At 43.7% G+C, this 19,661-nt stretch carries 17 protein-coding genes; 2 read left to right on the forward strand and 15 right to left on the reverse strand.

The annotated features are described in order from the left end of the window. Positions 1-104: 104 nt before the first annotated feature. The 4 genes from RQM65_RS05355 to RQM65_RS05370 all read right to left on the reverse strand — a co-directional run bounded on the left by RQM65_RS05355 (position 105) and on the right by RQM65_RS05370 (position 6,128). Positions 105-1,580: a lipopolysaccharide biosynthesis protein gene (locus RQM65_RS05355; RefSeq protein WP_314013217.1), complete on the reverse strand. Its 1,476-nt coding sequence runs from the start codon at positions 1,578-1,580 to the stop codon at positions 105-107. Further along, positions 1,567-2,802 carry an O-antigen ligase family protein gene (locus RQM65_RS05360; RefSeq protein ID WP_314013218.1) on the reverse strand — a complete coding sequence of 412 codons (1,236 nt, stop codon included), beginning with the start codon at positions 2,800-2,802 and terminating at the stop codon, positions 1,567-1,569. Before RQM65_RS05360 ends, RQM65_RS05355 begins: the two co-directional genes overlap by 14 nt. 146 nt (positions 2,803-2,948) lie before the next feature. Beyond that, complete coding sequence (locus RQM65_RS05365) at positions 2,949-5,282, reverse strand: GumC family protein (RefSeq protein WP_314013219.1); 2,334 nt, start codon at positions 5,280-5,282, stop codon at positions 2,949-2,951. Positions 5,283-5,300: 18 nt separating this feature from the next. After that, on the reverse strand, positions 5,301-6,128 hold the full coding sequence (locus tag RQM65_RS05370) for a polysaccharide biosynthesis/export family protein (RefSeq protein WP_314013220.1): 828 nt from the start codon (positions 6,126-6,128) through the stop codon (positions 5,301-5,303). Between the two features lie 525 nt (positions 6,129-6,653). Between RQM65_RS05370 and RQM65_RS05375 the strand changes: the two genes are divergently transcribed. Continuing rightward, on the forward strand, positions 6,654-8,009 hold the full coding sequence (locus RQM65_RS05375) for an undecaprenyl-phosphate glucose phosphotransferase (RefSeq protein ID WP_314013221.1): 1,356 nt from the start codon (positions 6,654-6,656) through the stop codon (positions 8,007-8,009). A gap of 228 nt (positions 8,010-8,237) precedes the next feature. Further along, positions 8,238-8,489 carry a zinc-ribbon domain-containing protein gene (locus RQM65_RS05380; RefSeq protein ID WP_314013222.1) on the forward strand — a complete coding sequence of 84 codons (252 nt, stop codon included), beginning with the start codon at positions 8,238-8,240 and terminating at the stop codon, positions 8,487-8,489. Between the two features lie 153 nt (positions 8,490-8,642). On the opposite strand, the gene RQM65_RS05385 is transcribed toward RQM65_RS05380, so the two are convergent. The 11 genes from RQM65_RS05385 to RQM65_RS05435 all read right to left on the reverse strand — a co-directional run bounded on the left by RQM65_RS05385 (position 8,643) and on the right by RQM65_RS05435 (position 19,490). Further along, complete coding sequence (locus RQM65_RS05385; RefSeq protein WP_314013223.1) at positions 8,643-9,716, reverse strand: hypothetical protein; 1,074 nt, start codon at positions 9,714-9,716, stop codon at positions 8,643-8,645. A gap of 133 nt (positions 9,717-9,849) precedes the next feature. Further along, a complete protein-coding gene (locus tag RQM65_RS05390; protein WP_314013225.1) occupies positions 9,850-10,605 on the reverse strand; it encodes a hypothetical protein in 756 nt (251 codons plus the stop codon). Continuing rightward, positions 10,592-11,155 carry an RNA polymerase sigma factor gene (locus RQM65_RS05395; protein WP_314013226.1) on the reverse strand — a complete coding sequence of 188 codons (564 nt, stop codon included), beginning with the start codon at positions 11,153-11,155 and terminating at the stop codon, positions 10,592-10,594. Before RQM65_RS05395 ends, RQM65_RS05390 begins: the two co-directional genes overlap by 14 nt. Before the next feature lie 252 nt (positions 11,156-11,407). Continuing rightward, complete coding sequence (locus RQM65_RS05400; protein ID WP_314013228.1) at positions 11,408-12,385, reverse strand: polyprenyl synthetase family protein; 978 nt, start codon at positions 12,383-12,385, stop codon at positions 11,408-11,410. A gap of 74 nt (positions 12,386-12,459) precedes the next feature. Then, on the reverse strand, positions 12,460-13,506 hold the full coding sequence (gene rlmN / locus RQM65_RS05405) for a dual-specificity RNA methyltransferase RlmN (protein WP_314013230.1): 1,047 nt from the start codon (positions 13,504-13,506) through the stop codon (positions 12,460-12,462). A 123-nt stretch (positions 13,507-13,629) separates the two neighbouring features. Then, the gene (gene queA / locus RQM65_RS05410; RefSeq protein WP_314013231.1) at positions 13,630-14,679 is read right to left on the reverse strand and encodes a tRNA preQ1(34) S-adenosylmethionine ribosyltransferase-isomerase QueA; all 1,050 of its coding nucleotides are present in this window, start codon (positions 14,677-14,679) and stop codon (positions 13,630-13,632) included. Between the two features lie 323 nt (positions 14,680-15,002). Next, positions 15,003-16,235, reverse strand: a complete 1,233-nt coding sequence (locus tag RQM65_RS05415; protein WP_314013233.1) for a 3-phosphoshikimate 1-carboxyvinyltransferase — start codon at positions 16,233-16,235, stop codon at positions 15,003-15,005. Between the two features lie 206 nt (positions 16,236-16,441). Next, entirely contained in the window at positions 16,442-16,768 is a 327-nt protein-coding gene (locus RQM65_RS05420) for a nucleotide pyrophosphohydrolase (protein WP_314013234.1), read from the reverse strand. 105 nt (positions 16,769-16,873) lie between these two features. Then, complete coding sequence (gene dtd, locus RQM65_RS05425) at positions 16,874-17,326, reverse strand: D-aminoacyl-tRNA deacylase (protein ID WP_314013235.1); 453 nt, start codon at positions 17,324-17,326, stop codon at positions 16,874-16,876. 76 nt (positions 17,327-17,402) lie between these two features. Further along, positions 17,403-18,356, reverse strand: coding sequence for a ribosome small subunit-dependent GTPase A (rsgA, locus tag RQM65_RS05430; protein ID WP_314013236.1), 954 nt, complete (start codon positions 18,354-18,356; stop codon positions 17,403-17,405). 51 nt (positions 18,357-18,407) lie between these two features. Then, positions 18,408-19,490, reverse strand: a complete 1,083-nt coding sequence (locus RQM65_RS05435; protein ID WP_314013237.1) for a chorismate mutase — start codon at positions 19,488-19,490, stop codon at positions 18,408-18,410. Between the last annotated feature and the right edge of the window lie 171 nt (positions 19,491-19,661).

The raw sequence follows: 19,661 nt of genomic DNA on the forward strand, positions 1-19,661 counted from the left end.
CAAGCTAAATATTTTTTTAGCCACGGCTTTATCTGCATTGATGTATTTCTGCGACTTTAGCAGCCGTTTGCTATATCTGCGCCTATAATAAACAGCTCTACTCTTCAATTATAATTTTTATTAATCCATTTAGACTTATCAAAGCCATTTCCTTTCTTGATATATAAAAAAGTAAAAACCAAACTTAATGATAACATCAAAGTAAAAAGCATAAATACGAAAATTGGATTATAGTGGTCTGCTATATAATTATAACCTAAAGCAAAAACCAACAACAGAATATAAACAATGAGGCTATTTTTGAAATTGGTTATCCCTCTTTTAGCAAGAAATATATTCTGGGATATATGGAAGATTATAAAAGAGACAAATATGGAATAATTAATAACTGTAAGGGATTTAAAATATGATAAGCCTATGAAACAGCCGGCCAAATAAATCAAAAAACTAAAAATGTTTAATAGCATATCGACTTTTTCATGTTTCATTGCTACTATAAGGTTGGCTTGAAGTAAAACAGTAGGAAAAATAAGCATGGTCAGGAACATCTCTTTCAAGCTTAGTATGGCACCTACATATTGTTCTCCAAAAACATAAGGAAGAAGTATATCGGCAAAAGAATAAATAAATGAATAAGACATCACCGAATAAATGCTATAAACGAAAAATAATTTTTTATAGAACAGCTTTTGTGCATCTTTATCGCCAGAGTTGTAATATTTAACAAATTGAGTGTAGACAGTGGCTGCCACAATTGTAGGCAAAATCATTCCAATTGAAAGTATTTTGAATGAAATTTCATAATCTGCTACATCCTGCAGGGTGAGTGTTTTGGCTATAATAATATTTGAAATGCGCCAATATATGATTGCTACACTGCCAATAACTACAAATTGCCAGTTTAATAAAATTTGCCTCTTAACATCCTCCCAAGCTATAGTAGAATGAAATACATATTTTAAATTTAGAGTATTGGATGAACCTACTTTAATAAATAAATTAAGGGTTAAAAACCGGACAGATATTAAAAGGATACAAAGAGTTGTTATAGAAAAGGGGTAGATTAACAACAGGCATCCCAACATCAAGCGAAAAAATGCGTCCAAAACCAAAACACTAAAGGTCTTTTTTTGCTTAAATTCGGCTATGTTAAGGTTCTTAATACAGTAAATGATATTATCAAAGATAATGTTTGAGCCGAGTATGATACATAACCATCTAATATGAGCATCAGGATATAGAATAAGTGCTAGGACAATATTTATCAGATAAAAAATCAAACCTAAACCAGTTTGAATTTTTATGAACTTCCCTGTGAAGCCTGCCTTATCTATTTCCACATCGAATTCTCTTATAAACCATTGTCCTAATCCCATGGATGAGAATGCAACTAGTATTTGATAGACTGTGGAAGCAATCAAAAAAAATGCAAAATCGGCACTATTATATTGGCGCGCCAGAATAACAAAAAACAAGCCAACAAAAATGGTTTGAAGGATATTGGCGCCAATTCCCCACGCACTATTTTGTATAATTTGCGACTGGGATATTTTTGTCTTCAAGACCCTATATATCTTCATTCTTCCGATTTTGTTTCTCAGAATATGAAATAAGCAAGCATATAATGGTTACAACAACAATTAGAATCCTGTCGTCAAAAAGGGAATACACCGAGGTAAATGCAACAACCCAACACACCAAAGAACCAATTAAGAAGGCTAACCTGTTTTCAGAAGGATTTCTAACAAAAAAGTAAAAACCCCTGGACAGTGGCAGGATTATGAAAGTTAAAAAAAGAGCGAATCCCACAAAACCAACCTCCACCAAAACTTTCAAATAACCATTTTCGGGTTGATCGAAATAAAGAATTTCATCTTCAATTATATGATATTGATCTGGCTTATGCCGCATAATATAATTTTGATAATTACCCCAACCAATGCCCAAAAACGGGTGGGCTTTTGCTATTTCGAAAGCATCTATCCAAATGGATTGACGGTATTCGAAGTCTGAATCCAAATCTTCTGTTCTCTGTAAAACAGGTGAATTTTCCAAAATTATGTTGTAGGAAAAGTATCCGAAGATAAAAAGAGCAATTATATATGCGAGGTATCTTCTACCAACCAAAATAAAGATTACAAATAAACCAACGAACAATCCTGCCAATGCCGCGCGGCTAGCAGTTAAAGTAAGAGCAAATATCCCTGACACAAAAACAAAATATTGTATTATTATAGCTTTTCTTTTCATCTCTTTGAGAGAGGTAAGAAATATAATGCTTCCCATTGCCAGATATTGGCCATGTAATTGCGGATCATGAAAAATGCCGGGATATCGAATAAAATCTTCTGCTGAAAAAGCAATATTAGGGTTAAGATTAGGGTACCATGTAAAATTTAGTCCGACAACTATTTGTATGGACAAGAAAATTAACGAAACAATAAAACTAAATTTTATTGCATTGATCACTTTTAAATGAAATGTAGAATTAATTAAGCATTCAGTAATTAGAAAACGACCGAATATAAAGATAGGTAGGATTTTTATTAATTTTAGTAAAGCATTTTCAGGATAGTCAGAGACCAACATTCCCACAAAAATTATGCTTATTAGAGCAAGAAAAAGGGTAAAATAAAAATTGAAACGCTTTAGATTACTAATCGTAACAAACCGTCTGAAAAGAAATACAAGACTGAAAAAAGTTATTACATCAAAAATTTTAAATCCTCCCCAATCCTCTTTTACAACTTTCAACGCCATTAATGGTAAGAAGTATAATATAAATAACAGATACTGTTCCACAGAACATCGTCTAAAAAAGGCTACTATAAAAATAACAAATGTTAAAACAGGTAAAATAATGATCAAGTTGTCGCCTAACATTTCTTTTTGTCCAACAGATTATTTCTCTACTTCTTTATTCAAAGTGACCTAAGTAATTCAAGAGACTATTTATGTGCCGTATAATAACTTGAATCAAATTTATATCCATATCCATACCCATACCCACTGGTCTCTTTGACAAACCCCCTCTTTTTTAAGCCATTGAAAACAATGGCCGCGTGTTCTAATGATTTATCGGTCTGCTTTTGACCTAAGCGCTGCACAACCCTTTTGGGCGTGATGGCGTGGCGTACGACAAATAGGGTAATATCACTAAACTGAGCGAACAGGTTGCCCTCCGAAACAAGGCTGATGGGGGCGGAGTCCATTATGATATAATCAAAGCGCTCCGACAGCTCCCCGAAAAGAAGTTCTAACCTTCCATTCAGCAGCAATTCGGTATGGTCACCGCCCTGAGTACCAGCGGGGGTCACAAACAGGTTTTCGTCCAATTCGGTCGGTGTGACAATGTCTTCAAATTGTGCCGTTTCCCCTAAAAACTGCACAATACCATCGTTTTTTAAGAGGCCATAGGTTTCGGATGTATTCGGTTTTCTAAAATCCATATCGACCAAAACCACATTTTTACCGCTGCGGGCAAGGCTGTAAGCGAGGTTTTGACTCACGAAACTCTTACCCTCACCGGTAAGGGTTGAGGTGACCAGAATTTTCTTTTTCTTAAATGTCCTGTGGTACAGTCCCAAATTGGCATCCAATTGGCGGAGCTGCTCAATCAAGACTTGATCTTCGGGCTTTTTGAAAGAAAGCTGTCTATCATTTTCCACATAGGAAAGTTCTCCGATTACGGGCAGATCCGTATTCTCTTCGATCTCCGAGCGGAAAAGGATTTTATTGTTCATCATCTCCTTGATGACCACATACCCCACCCAAACGCCTACTGCGAGGAAAAACGCGATACCATAAATCTCAAAGCCTTTGGGACTTATAGGCTTCAAGGAAGCTTGGGCCTTAGTAACCACATTATTATCGCTGTTGCCTGGTACATAAGAAAGTGCCATCTCTTCCCTTTTTTGTAGCAAAAAGGCGAAAAGGTCGTTTTTTACGGCCTTGCGTCGGCTAATCTCCAGCAGTTTCCGTTCTTGTTCCGGGATGGTTTTCAAAGCGGAGCTATACCTACCGGAAGTTGAGCTTAGATTAGAAAGACTTGCCTGTAAGTTGGTCTTCTGGCTCTGTACGTTTTCTAGAATACTGGGGCGTATTTTATTGATTTCGTCCCGCAGCGATGACAATAAAGGGTTATTGGCCCCAGTCGTACTCTTTAGCCTCTCATATCTGATTTCGGCATCATAGAGTTTCTGCAGCAGTTGCGTTAACACGGAATCGTCAATGCCCAAGGTGGAAGGTACAAGGCTACCCTCGGTATCTTTGGATTGTATGTAATTCTCCACTTTTTCGAGAATAGATAGCTGGAGGTTGATATCGGCAATTTTCTGATCGGTCTCTCCCGCATCCTGCAAGTACAGCCGACCCTGTTCGCTGAGGTCAACAGCGCCCCTGTCGGAGCGGTACTTCTCTATCTCGCCCTCTAAGACATTGAGTTCACCCTCCACATTTTTAATACGGTCTTCAATAAATTTCATGGTGTTTGCCGCCAGCCTATTTCGTTCTTGAATATCCTTTTGGTTATAAGCTTTAATCAACCCATTTAAAACATCCTCCCCCCTGCTAGGCACGGCATCTTCGTAAAAAAGGTTGACTACGGTTGAAAGTTTTTCCGGGGGTATTACTTCGAACGATTGTAGCATTGCTTCCGTTACGCTGCGTGGATTGACCAACTCAAAATACAGATCACTATCGGCCGGCCGTACTTTGTGGCTATTCTCAATAAAGCGTACTTCTCCAAAAGGACTGTGAACCCATCGATCGATGGGGTAGGCCTTTCCATCGACGGTAAGGGTTTTTTTTGAGCTATCGTAGTTAAAATAATGTTTGGCAGGTCCGTCTTCGGGAACAACTATTTTTTCCGGTCTTTCAATCTGTACTAGAATGGGTGACGAAGAATAGGCCGATACGGACTTAATGCTTAGGCCAAAGAATGTAGTCTTCTCATATACAGGGGCGTACAGATTCAATGTATCCACTACCTTTTTCATCAAATCTGGAGATTGGAGTACTTTGATCTCATTTTCCACAATCTTTTTAGAATCGAAGGGGTTCATCGATTCTACCATTTTAGAATCGTCAACTCCTTTGTTTTCGTCTTTGATAATCAATGTGGCTGAAATCCCATATGTGGGCGTCCGATATTTTTTGTATCCCCAGGCCAGGGCAAAGCTTGCTAACAGCAAAATAGCTAGAAGCGGCCAGAACGGGAAAAACAAGTCGACCAAACTAGTGAATAGGTCTTCATTTTTTGTTGATTTTTTGGTGTAGGACATGGTGGTTTCTACAATATTTTATAAACGATCAATCGCAATGATACCGAACGAAAGCGCACTAATAATCACCGGTAGCCATTGCACCGCTCTCGAAGTGCTGGCCACCTTTGATTTGTTGGGCTGAACGTAAACAATATCGTTGGATTGCAAGTAGTAATAAGGCGAAGTTAAAAGCTCGTCAGTGGTGAGATCGATGCGGTGTGTGTGTTTCACCCCTTCTTTTTCACGAATCAACAGCACATTATCGCGTTTCGCGTAAATAGTAAGATCGCCTGCCAGACCGAGTGCTTCGAGAAGGGTAACCTTTTCATTAGGGATGGTCAGAACGGATGGGTTTCGCACCTCTCCCAATACAGATACCTTATAATTTAGATAACGAACATCGACGATGGGCTCCAATAAAAGCTTTTGGCTGGTCAATTCTTGGGTAATCTTCTCCCGAAGCTCCTTTTTGGTCAATCCAGCCGCCTTGAGCCTGCCTAAAATAGGGAAACGTATAAACCCTTCTTGGTCGATGAGATAGCCAGAGGCCTGGGTGGTCTTCCCTTCCGATGACGAACTTTGAGTAGCGATAAGGTTAGAAACATTAAAAATTTCAGCAGCATCAGGGTTTAAGCTGCTCACCGAAATACTCAAAATATCATTTTTCTGTAAAACTGGCTCCAGACTCTCAACTTGCCCCTCGAACTCCGCTTCGCCTACCTCGTTAAAATAAGTCGCTTTTTTTATGTTGACGCACGAAGTGAGAAAGAACGGCGCAGTGAGAACTACCACGAGTTTAAATCCAGAAAAAGTAAACAACCAACTGTAGAATGTGTCGAATAGTTTGGAGTACTTCGTTATCATAAAAAGCGGCTGTTTTGAATACCAAAGATCATAACAATGATAAATTCTCAAGTCAAAAAATAAACTCAAATAATTTATATCACAGATTTTATTTTAATAAGGTCTTTGCCTTTTGTTACGCAAAGTAAAATAAATCAGGTACAAAATAGGTATATTTTTCTGGTTTAATTGATTCGTAGCGCACTTGTGGTGTTTTCCGACAGAGCAAGTAGGTTTATAGTACGTATCCGGTTGTAAGACTGGCGATTACCAAATAAAATTTCAATAAAAATGTTGTATGCTTAGCACTCGAATACATATATTTGGCCCGAGTGTTAATTATATATGCCCACGATAATCCTCAAATCCTACAGCATTTAACTAAACCCATAATTTTTATAGGTTAAGTCTTACTTTATTAGTTGATGTTTTTCGCAGAACTAACCACTTACCAGATTGGTGTGCTATAAATCACCTAATTGTTGCTATCGGAACAAGCCAATAAACAATAGTGGTCAACAGACCGACATTGTTGTAATTGTAAGGATGACAAGATTTAAAAATTCCGACCTAATAATTCCCATTTCCGTAGTAATACACTTAGGTATTATTAACGTCACTTTGTCTTTGCTTACCCCCGACACCTACAATAGCGTTTATCATATTTTATATTACAATGTTACCTGGCTTCTTATTACCTATGGCATGGGCTATTATCCAACCAGCCGAAAAGAGCGATTTACTACCAATCTAAATCAAACGCTTCGACTTTATTTGACCTACGGCTTGGCCTATTTCGCGCTATTCGGGGTAATCGGTAAAATTTATAAATCCTTCGAATACCAGCTTTTCGTCTATTTATTGATTTGTGCCTTTTTAATTTTATACCGCATACTTTTTTATTGGGCAAGACGCAATTATCGTACGGTTGGCGGCAATTCAGTAAATGTTATCGTAATGGGTGATGATCCAAATTTGACAAAAATACAAAGAGTATTCGACGAACCTGAACTGGGATATAGGTACCTGGGCTACTTTGACGACAATCTATCAAAAAGCTCTAGCCACCTAGGGAAAATCATAGATTGTTTTCGATTTACTCTTGACCATAAAGTGGATGAGATTTACTGCTTCGCCTCAAAATTCAACCATAAGGAGCTGAAGAATCTGGTCAACTTCGCAGACAACAATCTTATAAAGATAAATATTATTCCCGATAATAAGGAAATTATTTCCCGGACCATGTCCATTGAGCTATATGACAGTATTCCGGTACTACGCCTTCGAAAAGTACCTCTGGATACCGAGTACTCACGTATAGCTAAGCGAACTTTTGATATCATTTTCTCTTCGTTGGTACTAATCTTTATTCTTTCCTGGCTTACCCCCCTATTATTCATATTGATTAAATTGGAGTCTCCCGGTAACCTCTTCTTCAAGCAAAAACGTCACGGCTTAAAGCGAAATGTTTTTTGGTGCTACAAATTTCGATCGATGCACGCCAACGGAGACTCTCACAAAAGAATGGCTTCAAAAAACGATAGCCGCACCACGCGCATTGGTAAATTATTAAGAAGGACCAGTATAGACGAACTTCCACAATTTTATAATGTCTTTATGGGCGATATGAGCGTGGTTGGCCCCAGACCCCATATGGAGTTACATACATGGGATTATCAAACTACAGTGGACAAATATTTGGTGCGACATTTTGTAAAGCCCGGTATTACAGGGCTTGCCCAAATAAGGGGGTATCGAGGGGAAATCACCAAAAAGGCCGACATATTGAATAGGGTTAGATTGGATATCTTTTATATCGAAAAATGGAGCTTGGCACTGGACTTGAGGATTGTGTATCAAACCATCGGAAATGCATTTAAAGGGGAAGAAAACGCGTATTGAGAAAGTCTAACCCAAAAGTTTTTAAAGCCAATGATTCGGTTTGGGATTAGTTTAACAGAGGGAAGCGATTGGTATTCTGAATAATGTTTTCGAGATTTCCATCAAAATAGTACCTTTCTACAAGGTTAGTATTTTGAAAAACAACTTCTGAATAAATACCCAGATGCAGATATTTCAGCCCAGGGCCCAATAGCAACGATTGTAAACCTTTTTTCAAACTATAGTGTAATGATCCTTTTCTTCGGCACCCGTCCCGGTAAAACGGAAATCAGTCAACTTCACGGCATCACGTGCCCCTATTGCGAACAAACGGGTACGTTGTCCGTGTCGAGAACGAGCAACTGGTTCCATCTTTTCTGGATCAAGCTGTTCCGGATATCCTCGAACACGGTTGCGGAATGTTCGCATTGTAAACGGGTCTATTATGAACAGGAGTTTACGGAGCCGATGCAGAAGGCCCTTGAGGCCCATCAGCCCTGACCCCAAAAGAAGGAACTCTTTGCGGGGTTTTCTGGGAACCCGTGGACAAAGTGTCGTTTATTACGACAGGATACCTCTTGTAGATTTTTCGTTAATCTGTCGTAGCGATGGATAATGTGCCCTTATGATGCAAAGCCGACAAAACAAGAGGCATTATTGAAGGTCGAACCTCAACCCTAAAGATACATTGTGCTGTTCGACCTTAGCGTCATTGAAGATGGGATTCAGGTCGTATTTTAGATACAATAGCACACTATCGAAACCAGCGTAGGCGCTAAGCCCGTAAATCAGGTTGCCCGTATTGTAATCCCGTTTCAGTTTTTCCTTCACTTTGTCCCCGTCCATTTCATATTTCAGTTTCTGTCGAGTGCCCAGATTAAAGCCGCCATAGCCTCCAATACCGAAGCGGAACTGATTACGGATCGAGTAGCGGATACTATCATCGTTTTGCTTGAATTCCGAAGGACCGAATTCAAGGTGTACCGGAAAGACCAAATTATCCATCCGCAACTTTGATTTCTTCAATTCAAATTCAAATTCCTCCAGTTCGGGCTGCCCGTCATTGAGCACGAAGTATCGGTTGCTTTCGGGTTTTAGCCCATTGAACTGCAACGAGGCGCCATAATGTAAACGCAAGGCATTGGAGTTTTTGAGTATTCTCCTATTCCAGGCCCATCCTATTTCAAAAAAGCGGCTGCCCCCGATCTTATAGGGCGAATCATCGAGTGATTGTCCGTCGATAACGGCATTGTTGAGTCCGAATGCTACAATCGGCCCCCCGTAGGTACGTCGATCATACTGCACCTTTTTCTGCTTTCCCGAATTGTATTTCACTCCGAAAAGCACATCCCCGTCCCCATCATCGGCACCAAATCCGATATCAATAAAACTAGTGTCAGTATTTAGGTCCACCGCCCCCTGGCGTTTCAACAGGGCGATCGTATTCTCCAATATAGCTACTTTATTATCAATATTTTTGGCCCGTTTTTCAGCGGCGGCCGTTTTCAGTTGCGCTGCTTTTTCTTTGGAAATCTCTCCCTTATCCTGACGCTTATTGATGATTTCTACCTCGTTCTTTAAGGCCTCACGCTCGACCTCGGTCACGGCCTCCTTTTTTCGTTCCAATTGTTCTACCTTGTACTTTAGGGTTTCATCGTCTTGTCCTGCTAGGTACTGTGACAGCAATAAAATGGATATTATACATAGGCATTTGATAACAGTTCTCATGACTTTTCCTTTTTATGGGTCCGCAGGTATTTGGTGCGGTCCTAATGAACGATTGATATTGATTGATTGATGGACAAACCCCTCCCTGCCCGATGCCGATTGGGCAGGGAACACGCTGAGATTTAAATATGGTTTACTTATTGCGGTCGGCAACGCCGGTTCTGACCTTTAGGTACCCCTCTTTCAAGGCATCAAAAATCTGATCTCGGAACGACTGGTCCAGTTCGTCTTCTACATCGGCCAGGAGCGCCCTGGCATCGACGGAATTTCCATTGTTGAATAGGCGCTCTTTCAATAGCTGCCTTTGCGCTGCCCTTAACAGGGAATCGATTTCAGCCTCGGTCACACCGTTCTTTTTGTTTTCCAGCAATTCGATCTGGTCGACCACTTCGTTTACCTTGTTCGAAATAAGTGCTTCGGATGTATTTGAGGGCAGGACCACCTTCTCATGTCGATCTTCTGGTCCGTTCAAATCTACTATGGACCTTTCTGCAGGTCTATCCATATGGGGCTTCGTACTATTTGTGATGATTTTTTCCTGCCGAACCTCGGTCGCTATGATGGCATTGTCTTCCGTAGCTCCGTCCGAATCAGCTTCTTCTCCTTGGTTCGACTCCGTTTCGGACCTTGCGGGTGCGGCATCCTTTTTTATTTCGGTTATCTCAGTGTTCGGAACGGATAATGGCTCTTCATTAGTAAAGAACAATACGGATAGAAACAGAATTCCAATAAGTCCGGCCGCGATGCCATACTTCCAAAACCGAGGTGAAGTTCGGGTTTGCGATACTTCCAATTGGTCGGATATCCTGCCCCAGGCTTCTTCGGAGGGTTTTATTTCGCGACTTCGCAAGCGTTCTTTCAGCTGTTGTTCAAACTTATTCGGTTCCATATCCTATGATATTATTTTGTTTTAGCTGCTCCCGCAATAGCCTTTTCGCCTTGGACAGCTGCGATTTCGAGGTGTTTTCGGAGATATCCAACATTTCGGCGATCTCCTGATGTTTGTACCCCTCGATCGCGTGAAGCACGAACACGGTGCGGTACCCATCGGGCAAGGCATCGATGAGGGACTGAAGAGCATCCAAATCCCATCCGGAGCTGTCCGCCGCCGTCTGTGGATACGCCTCTTTTAAGACAATCTCATCATACACTATAAACTGGTTCTTGCGTAAAAACGAGATGCTTTCCCGAACCATGATCCGCCGTACCCATCCTTCGAAACTACCTTCGTGCCGAAACGTTCCCAAATGTTTGAACACCTTCACAAATCCCGTTACCATGACGTCTTCGGCAAACTGTAAATCCTTGATATACCCTCTGCAAACCCCAAGCATTTTTGGAGCATACATATCATACAACCGCCGCTGCGCTTCCCGGTTACCGGAGGCCGATCTTTTGATCAGCTGCTTTTCGTTCTTGTAAAAAGGTATAATTTTCAAAGTTGTTGAGTTGCCTTCTATTTACTAAGACGCAGGCAATGACGATAAGGTTGCCCGAAGTGCGAAATAATTTAAAATCGTGATATCGACAAGAGGCAAATTGTGGTTTGGACCAATCTTCCCCGCACCGGATAAAGGGATTAGATACCTGCTATGTGATGCTAGGGGAAGCTTGGAAGGTCAAGAATGCCACTTTGTAAATCGCAGAGTTCAAAGCGATGATGGGACCACTACGAGTGGCAATCCCGTATCCTATTTCTTACGATCCACCACATAATTGACCATCAGTTCCAAGGCACTTTTATATTCCGATGGCGGATAGGTGGACAGTAAATCCAGCGCCTCTTCCTTGAACTCCAACATCCTATTGACCGCGTACTCCAGACCGCCATTATCCTTTACAAAGGCAATGACCTGTTTTACCCGCTTCTTATCTTTGTTGTGGTTTTTGACGGAATTGATCAGCCACCTTTTCTCGGATGCGGAACAATGGTTCAGCACATGGATCAAGGGAAGGGTCATTTTCTGTTCCTTGATATCGATGCCCGTAGGCTTTCCGATTTTTTTTGCACCGTAATCGAAGAGGTCGTCCTTGATCTGAAAGGCCATCCCGCAGAGCTCTCCGAACTTGCGAAACGTCTCGACATCGGGAGCATCCGGTTTTACCGAACAGGCACCGAGGCTGCAACACGCAGCGATCAAAGTGGCCGTTTTTTGGCGGATGATATCGTAATACACTTCCTCGGTAATGTCCAACCGTCGCGTCTTTTCGATTTGCAGTAGTTCGCCCTCGCTCATTTCACGTACGGCCACGGAAATAATCCGCAAGAGATCGAAATCTTCATTGTCGATGGATAATAACAATCCTTTTGACAAAAGATAATCCCCCACCAAGACCGCAATTTTATTCTTCCAAAGCGCGTTGATGGAAAAGAAACCGCGACGTTTATTGCTTTCATCGACCACATCATCGTGCACCAAGGTGGCGGTGTGTATCAGTTCGATGACCGATGCCCCCCGATAGGTACGCTCGTTAACGGCTCCGTCGTTCAACAACTTGGCGGTCAAAAACACGAACATGGGACGCATCTGCTTGCCCTTGCGGTTTACGATGTAATAGGTAATCCGGTTCAGCAGGGCCACTTGCGAAGACATGGACTCCCGGAACTTCGTTTCGAAAAGCTCCATTTCCCGCTCAACGGGCTGTTTTATCTGTGATACGATCTTCAAGCGATTCGGTGTATCTGGTTTGGATTTCTAAAAATAGGGAAAAATAGTTGGCAGTCGCAGTAGGCAGTATCTATCTACTTCTTATTCGCCAATTGTCCGCAAGCCGCATCGATATCCTTCCCCCTTGAACGGCGTACGGTTACGACGATACCGTTGCGCTCCAGGGTATCGACATACATATCCAGGGCGCTACCCGACGCCTGTTGGAATTCCCCATCGTCAATAGGATTGTATTCGATAAGGTTCACCTTCGAGGGCGCGAACCTACAGAATTCCACCAAGGCATCGACATCGTTTTGGGTATCGTTGATGCCCTCCCAGACTACATATTCGTAAGTGATCCTACTTTTGGTCTTGGCGTACCAATATTGCAGGGCCTCCCGAAGATCGGCCAGCGTAAAGGTAGCGTTAAAGGGCATGATAGACGTACGGATTTCGTCGATGGCGGAATGCAGGGAGACCGCCAGCTTGAACCGCACCCCATCATCGGCCATTTTTTTAATAAATTTGGGCACCCCACTTGTGGAAACCGTGATACGCCGCGGCGACATGCCCAGCCCTTCCGGGGAGGTAATCATATCGATGGCCTTCAACACGTTATTGTAGTTCATCAACGGTTCGCCCATCCCCATAAAAACGATATTGCTCAGGGGACGGTCAAAATACAACCGGCTCTCATTGTCAATGGCGACCACTTGGTCGTAAATTTCATCGGGATTCAGATTCCGCATCCGTTTTAACCGGGCGGTGGCACAGAAACGACAGTCCAGGCTACAGCCGACCTGACTCGACACACAGGCGGTCGTTCTTGTTTTGGTAGGGATGAGAACGGACTCCACCACAAGATCATCGTGCAGGCGTACGGCGTTCTTTATAGTTCCATCGCTACTGCGCTGCATCTGATCGACCTTGATGTGGTTGATTACGAAGTTGGCCTCGAGCATGTCACGGGTCTTCTTGGAGATATTGGTCATGCCCCCGAACGAATGCGCCGATTTTTGCCAGAGCCATTCATAGACCTGGTTCCCACGAAAAGCCTTATCCCCTTGCGATACGAAGAAATCACGGAGCTGTTCTTTGGTCAGGGCCCGAATGTCTTTTTTTTTGGTATGCTGAACCATATTTTCAAAGATAACGAATCAAAAAATCCCGCCTACCTTTCAAGGGGTTAAAACGGGATTTTGGTAACAATTAGGATGATGGAAGCTGAAGCTTATCCCCTTAAGGATGCACGATGCCAAATCTTAAATAATCAGCATGGCATCTCCGTAGGAGTAGAACTTGTACTGCTCCAAAATGGCTTCCTTATAGGCCTTCTTCATAAAGTCGTGGCCCATAAAGGCCGATACCATCATCAGTAGCGTCGATTTGGGCAGGTGAAAGTTGGTCACCATCGCATCGGCGATACTGAAGTCGTAGGGAGGAAAAATAAATTTGTTGGTCCACCCATCAAAGGTATTCAGGGTCTGATCGGATGAAACGGCACTCTCCAATCCTCGCATAGCGGTAGTGCCCACCGCACATATTTTCTTCTTTTTGGCCTTGGCCCTATTGACGATCTCGGTCGCCTTTTCATCGATTATCAGCTCTTCGCTATCCATTTTATGCTTGGAAAGGTCCTCGACCTCAACAGGATTGAACGTACCCAGCCCCACGTGCAGGGTGACTTCGGCAAAATCAACACCCTTGATTTCCAAACGTTTCAATAGATGCTTTGAAAAGTGCAGTCCGGCGGTAGGTGCGGCCACCGCTCCTTCATGTTTTGCATAGATGGTCTGGTACCGGCCTTCGTCTTCGGGCTCGACATCCCTTTTTATGTACTTGGGAAGCGGGGTCTGGCCCAGCTCACGGAGCTTCCTTCTAAAGTCAATGTACGATCCATCGTAGAGAAAACGCAAAGTTCTGCCCCTTGAAGTGGTATTATCGATGACCTCTGCCACTAAATCCTCGTCATCACCGAAATAGAGCTTGTTCCCGATACGAATCTTACGGGCGGGATCGACCAGAACGTCCCACAGTCGTTGCTCCTCATTGAGTTCCCGTAGTAAAAAAACCTCGATTCTCGCTCCGGTCTTTTCCTTGTTCCCGTACAGACGCGCCGGAAAAACCTTGGTGTTGTTCAAAACCATCACATCGCCCTCATCGAAATAATCGATCATGTCCTTGAACATTTTGTGCTCGATCTTTCCCGTGTCTCGGTGCACTACCATCAATTTCGATTCGTCCCGGTTTTCCGCAGGATATTCGGCCAGTAAATTATCGGGCAATTCAAAATTGAAGTGCGATAATTTCATTTTCTGGTATTTATTCGGTTTAAGAGCCATAGTTAAAATTTGTTGTACTTAGATACGGATAGCCCGTACTGTTTTTGCGGCTGCAAATATACGACCTGCGGATAGGGGTTGTCAAGTAAAAGGGAGATTATATTACAACTAGGTAGAAAAGGGAGATGTGGGATACTTTGATGGGCCGAATTTGATTTTTATGAGGGACTTACTTGACGGAAGACCGAAGACGCATGACGGGTAGATCGTACGGAAGGAAAAAAGGCGGTAAATGGAAGATTTAAAAGATTGAAGGATGGAAGGACGAAAGGATGGATGATATCTTAAAAATATCATTCTGCTTCTCTTACGGCCAATTGCAGAAATTGAAGGTCTTTCCAAAAATCGGGATAGGATTTTGACACTACTTCGGCATCATTGATGTACAGGGATGTCTTTAAGGCCAAAGGTGCAAAGGCCATCGCCATTCTATGGTCGTTATAGGTGTCAATAGCCACATCTTTTTTTAATGTGGACGACGGCATGAGGGTCAGTGTTTTATCCGTTACCGAAATATTGGCTCCCATTTTGCCGAGTTCCGTATGTAGGGCCTCGAGCCTATCGGTTTCCTTGATCTTGAGGGTATGGAGTCCGGTTAAATGGCACCCGACCCCCAGCCCGAAGCAGGTTGCGGCAATGGTCTGGGCAATATCGGGGGCATTGGCCAGGTCATACTGCAGTTCCTTCTGTTGGTGGTTCCCTATTTTTTTAAGGAGGATGTGGGTGTCGGAAAAGGAAGTTTGAACTCCAAAATCCTCATAAATATCGGCAAGTACGCTATCGCCCTGCAAACTGTTCTTCTTGTACGCGGATAGTTTGATTTCACTGCCTATTTCACAAAGGGCCAAAATACTATAGAAATAGGATGCGGAGCTCCAATCGGATTCCACCGTCAGAACGGTAGGTCGCACCATTGTTTTAGGTTCCACCTTTATGACATTGCCTTTAAAGGAATTGACCGCCCCTATCTCGGATAAAAGGCCCAATGTCATTTTGATGTAGGGTACCGAGGTGATTTTTCCCACCAGTTCCAGCTCCAACCCGTTTTCAAGACTGGGGGCTATCAAGAGCAGCGAGGAAATGTACTGGCTGCTGATATCCGCGGGAAGGCTGACTCGTCTTTCGTTCAATTTTTTTCCCTTGATCCGTATCGGGGGATAACCTTCGTTTTTCTCGTACTCAATATCCGAACCCAGCCTCCGTAGAGCCTCGACCAAAACCTTCACGGGCCGCTCGGTCATCCGCTGGGAACCTGTCAGGGTAACGTCGGTGCCGGCTTGGGATGCGAAATAACCGGTCAAAAAACGCATGGCGGTACCGGCATGGTGAATATCGACTGTACCCTTCCTGGTTTGCAATCCCATTTCCATAACCTTGGCGTCATCGGAATTGGATAGGTTTTTAATGCTAATATTTGGATATAGTGCGCGGAGCAACAGCGACCGATTGGATTCGCTTTTGGAGCCCGTGATTTCAATATCGGCTTTGATCAAACGATTAGGCGGTGTCGAAAGGTGTAGTTTCAAGATGCTATGGTTTTAAAGGTTTTACCGTAGATGGTTTTTATAATCTTAAAAGCCGATGGTCTCACAGCAAGTGTGCCACGGAAAAAGGACAAAAAGAGCAAGGAATAAAGACAAAAAAAAGGTTTTAGGGTGTGCAGGGATATGTGTCGATGGAAATACAAAGCAATAGAGGCCGTGAAAATACAAGACAACTGCGGGCATCGTAACTACTTCAACTTTTCATTGCCCTGATGCCGGTCATGGTCCCGTTTGGCTTTAAGGGCCAGTTTTTTGTCAAAGGCTTCTTGCAGATCGATGTCCGTTTGGTTGGCGAGACATAGGACAACAAAGAGCACGTCGGCCAGTTCCTCGCCCAAGTCCTTGTCCCTATCGGAGTCCTTTTCGCTCTGTTCGCCGTATCTACGGGCAATAATACGTGCCACTTCCCCGACCTCCTCGGTCAGTTGTGCCATATTGGTCAACTCGTTGAAGTAGCGCACCCCGTGCGCCTTGATCCAATCATCTACGTCTTGCTGTGCCTTTGTAATACTCATTTACCGTGCTTTATGATGCTCTCCCGTGTTTATGGGGCGCTGATTAGCTTGTCTTGATAGTGCTCGTTGCTTTCAGTTTCCATTTTTCCGTCTTCCTGACGCTCATTACTCCCTGTTCTTGGTATCGATAAGTATGGTCACTGGACCATCGTTAAGCAGCTGCACTTTCATATCGGCCCCGAATACTCCCGTACCTACTTGCTTTCGTAGATCATTTTCTATCCGGGCAATAAAATCCTTGTAGAGCGGAACCGCCACCTCGGGCTTTGCCGCCTTGATGTAGGAGGGCCGATTCCCCTTTTTGACAGAGGCGTGCAGGGTGAACTGACTTACAACGATGGCATCGCCCCCAATGTCGATTACCGAATCGTTCATCACGCCCTCGGAATCGTTAAAAATCCTGAGGTGGACAATTTTTCGGGACAGCCATTCGATATCCTCCTGGGTATCCGCATCTTCAATTCCCAATAACACCAATAGCCCGCTCCCAATTTCGGAAATGATTTTTCCCTCCACGGTTACACTTGCCTCGGATACCCTTTGGATTACTGCTTTCATTAAAATCGATCACTATATGAAACCGCCTACCGATTAACTGTGGCCCTATTGCCAAAACCTACGACAGAAAGATTTATCAACTATTTTTTCCGTGAATGTCTATCCTATAATTGTCTTCCTCTCCCGTAATCATTTGCACGTAGCTTCGGTATCGGCTCCACGCCACCTCTCCTTCCTCAAGCGCCTCTTTAACGGCACATTCAGGTTCGTTCAGATGCAGGCAATTGTTGAATTTGCAATTCTCTTTCAACGCGAAGAACTCGCGAAAATAATCACCGATCTCATCCTTGTCCATATCCACTACCCCAAAGCCTTTGATACCCGGGGTATCGATAATCCGCCCCCCGAAACTCAGGTCGAACATTTCAGGGAAGGTGGTGGTATGCTGCCCTTGCAGGTGCTGCTCGGAAATTTCGGCGGTCTTAAGGTCCAAACTGGGCTCGAGGGTGTTGACCAAAGTAGATTTCCCCGCCCCGGAATGTCCCGCGAACATGCTGGTCTTGTCCCGCATCATCTGCCGTACCTTTTCGACATTCTTACCGGTTAAGGCGGAGATACCGATACACGTATATCCGATTTGGCGATAAAGGGCGGCCAAAAATTTGATTTCGGCCAGTTCTTCGCTATCATAGGTATCCGTTTTATTGAACAACAGTACTGCAGCCACGTCATACGCCTCCGCCGTGGCCAGAAAACGATCGATAAACAAGGGATAGGTCGTAGGATTGTTTAGCGTTACCAGTAAAAAAACCTGATCGAGATTGGCGGCAATGATGTGGGTCCGTTTTGAGAGCTTGACCGATTTTCGAACAATGTAGTTTTTCCGGTCCGCTATGGCCGAAATCGTACCAAAGCGCTCGTCCCCCAATTCTTCGATTTCGAATTCGACGACATCGCCTACGGCAATGGGGTTGGTACTTTGTATACCCTGAATTCGAAACTTTCCCTTGATCCGGCAATCGACAAAGTCACCGTTCTCCGTCTTAACGCTGTACCAACTCCCCGTTGACCTGTAAACGGTTCCCTTCATACCGTCAACTTGTTGGTACCAACGGAGACAGCTCGCCCGTATTTTTTGGGACTATGCATGTATTATTTTTTCCTGATGATTGATCGATTCCTGGTGGATGGCCTTAAAGAGTTTCAGAATAAATTCTTCACTAAGTCCTTTGGACTCCCCTTCCAAAATCATGGCCCCCAAGATCTCGTTCCACCGGGTCGTTTGTAAAACAGCGACGTTCCGTTCTTTTTTCAAGGCTCCGATACCGTCGGAAATCTTCATTCGTTTCCCCATGGTTTCGATAATCTGATGGTCGAGCACATCGATCTGGGCCCGCAGATTGCTTAATTTGGTATTGTATTCCGCTGCGGGCGAGGTTTCCTTACGGATACGCAAATCTTCCATAATCTGCACCAAACGACTGGGGGTCACCTGCTGGGCGGCATCGCTCCAGGCGTTATCGGGATCGTGATGGGTTTCGATCATCAGCCCGTCGAAATTCAGATCCAAAGCGGTCTGCGACACGTCGAAAACCATATCGCGCTTTCCGGTGATGTGCGACGGATCGTTGATGATCGGCAGATCGGGGAAGCGGGTCTGTAGGTCGATGGCCAGTTGCCATTCGGGAATGTTCCGGTATTTGGTCTTTTCATAGGTGGAAAAACCCCTATGGATGACGCCCAGTTTTGCAATGTTTGCCGTATGTAGGCGCTCAACGGCCCCTAACCATAAGGAAAGATCAGGGTTTACGGGATTTTTGATCAGCACCACCTTGTCCGTTCCTTCCAGGGCGTCGGCGATTTCCTGAACGATAAAGGGACTCACCGTTGACCTTGCCCCGATCCATAAGAGGTCGATGTCGTGCTCCAATGCCAGCTCGACATGGGCACGGTTGGCCACCTCGGTCGCGGTCTTCATCCCCGTTTCCTCTTTGACCCTTTGCAACCACTTCAGGCCGAGCGAACCAACCCCTTCAAAATTCCCGGGACGGGTACGCGGCTTCCAAATGCCTGCACGGTAGTAGTTGACATCGGTGTCTTTTAGACTTTGGGCTATGCCCATAACTTGTTCTTCGGTCTCCGCACTGCACGGTCCCGCGATTACCAGCGGGTGGTCTAGGTTCATGTCGTCTAACCACGACCTCATTTGTTTGTTGTTCTCCATAGTTTGATTAATTTAATCTTTGGACAAGAAGACGGAAAGCATAAAGAAGAATGATGTTAACATCTAGTCTTTGCTCCTTCCTCTTTTAGTCCCTGTTATTCTAGTGCTTGCTTATTCTTTTAGTCCTTATTCTTTTAGTCCTTATTCCTTTCGTCCTTCTTCATTCTGTCA

The sequence above is a fragment of the Pricia mediterranea genome, assembly GCF_032248455.1.
GTDB lineage: Bacteria > Bacteroidota > Bacteroidia > Flavobacteriales > Flavobacteriaceae > Pricia > Pricia mediterranea.

Bases quoted from the DNA above. Each gene is read 5' to 3' on its own strand.
- RQM65_RS05365 (WP_314013219.1), bottom strand. From the start codon at position 5,282: ATGTCCTACACCAAAAAATCAACAAAAAATGAAGACCTATTCACTAGT.
- rlmN (WP_314013230.1), bottom strand. From the start codon at position 13,506: ATGGTTCAGCATACCAAAAAAAAAGACATTCGGGCCCTGACCAAAGAA.
- RQM65_RS05435 (WP_314013237.1), bottom strand. From the start codon at position 19,490: ATGGAGAACAACAAACAAATGAGGTCGTGGTTAGACGACATGAACCTA.
- dtd (WP_314013235.1), bottom strand. From the start codon at position 17,326: ATGAAAGCAGTAATCCAAAGGGTATCCGAGGCAAGTGTAACCGTGGAG.
- queA (WP_314013231.1), bottom strand. From the start codon at position 14,679: ATGAAATTATCGCACTTCAATTTTGAATTGCCCGATAATTTACTGGCC.
- RQM65_RS05375 (WP_314013221.1), top strand. From the start codon at position 6,654: ATGACAAGATTTAAAAATTCCGACCTAATAATTCCCATTTCCGTAGTA.
- RQM65_RS05385 (WP_314013223.1), bottom strand. From the start codon at position 9,716: ATGAGAACTGTTATCAAATGCCTATGTATAATATCCATTTTATTGCTG.
- RQM65_RS05380 (WP_314013222.1), top strand. From the start codon at position 8,238: ATGATCCTTTTCTTCGGCACCCGTCCCGGTAAAACGGAAATCAGTCAA.
- RQM65_RS05390 (WP_314013225.1), bottom strand. From the start codon at position 10,605: ATGGAACCGAATAAGTTTGAACAACAGCTGAAAGAACGCTTGCGAAGT.
- rsgA (WP_314013236.1), bottom strand. From the start codon at position 18,356: ATGAAGGGAACCGTTTACAGGTCAACGGGGAGTTGGTACAGCGTTAAG.
- RQM65_RS05370 (WP_314013220.1), bottom strand. From the start codon at position 6,128: ATGATAACGAAGTACTCCAAACTATTCGACACATTCTACAGTTGGTTG.
- RQM65_RS05420 (WP_314013234.1), bottom strand. From the start codon at position 16,768: ATGAGTATTACAAAGGCACAGCAAGACGTAGATGATTGGATCAAGGCG.
- RQM65_RS05355 (WP_314013217.1), bottom strand. From the start codon at position 1,580: ATGAAGATATATAGGGTCTTGAAGACAAAAATATCCCAGTCGCAAATT.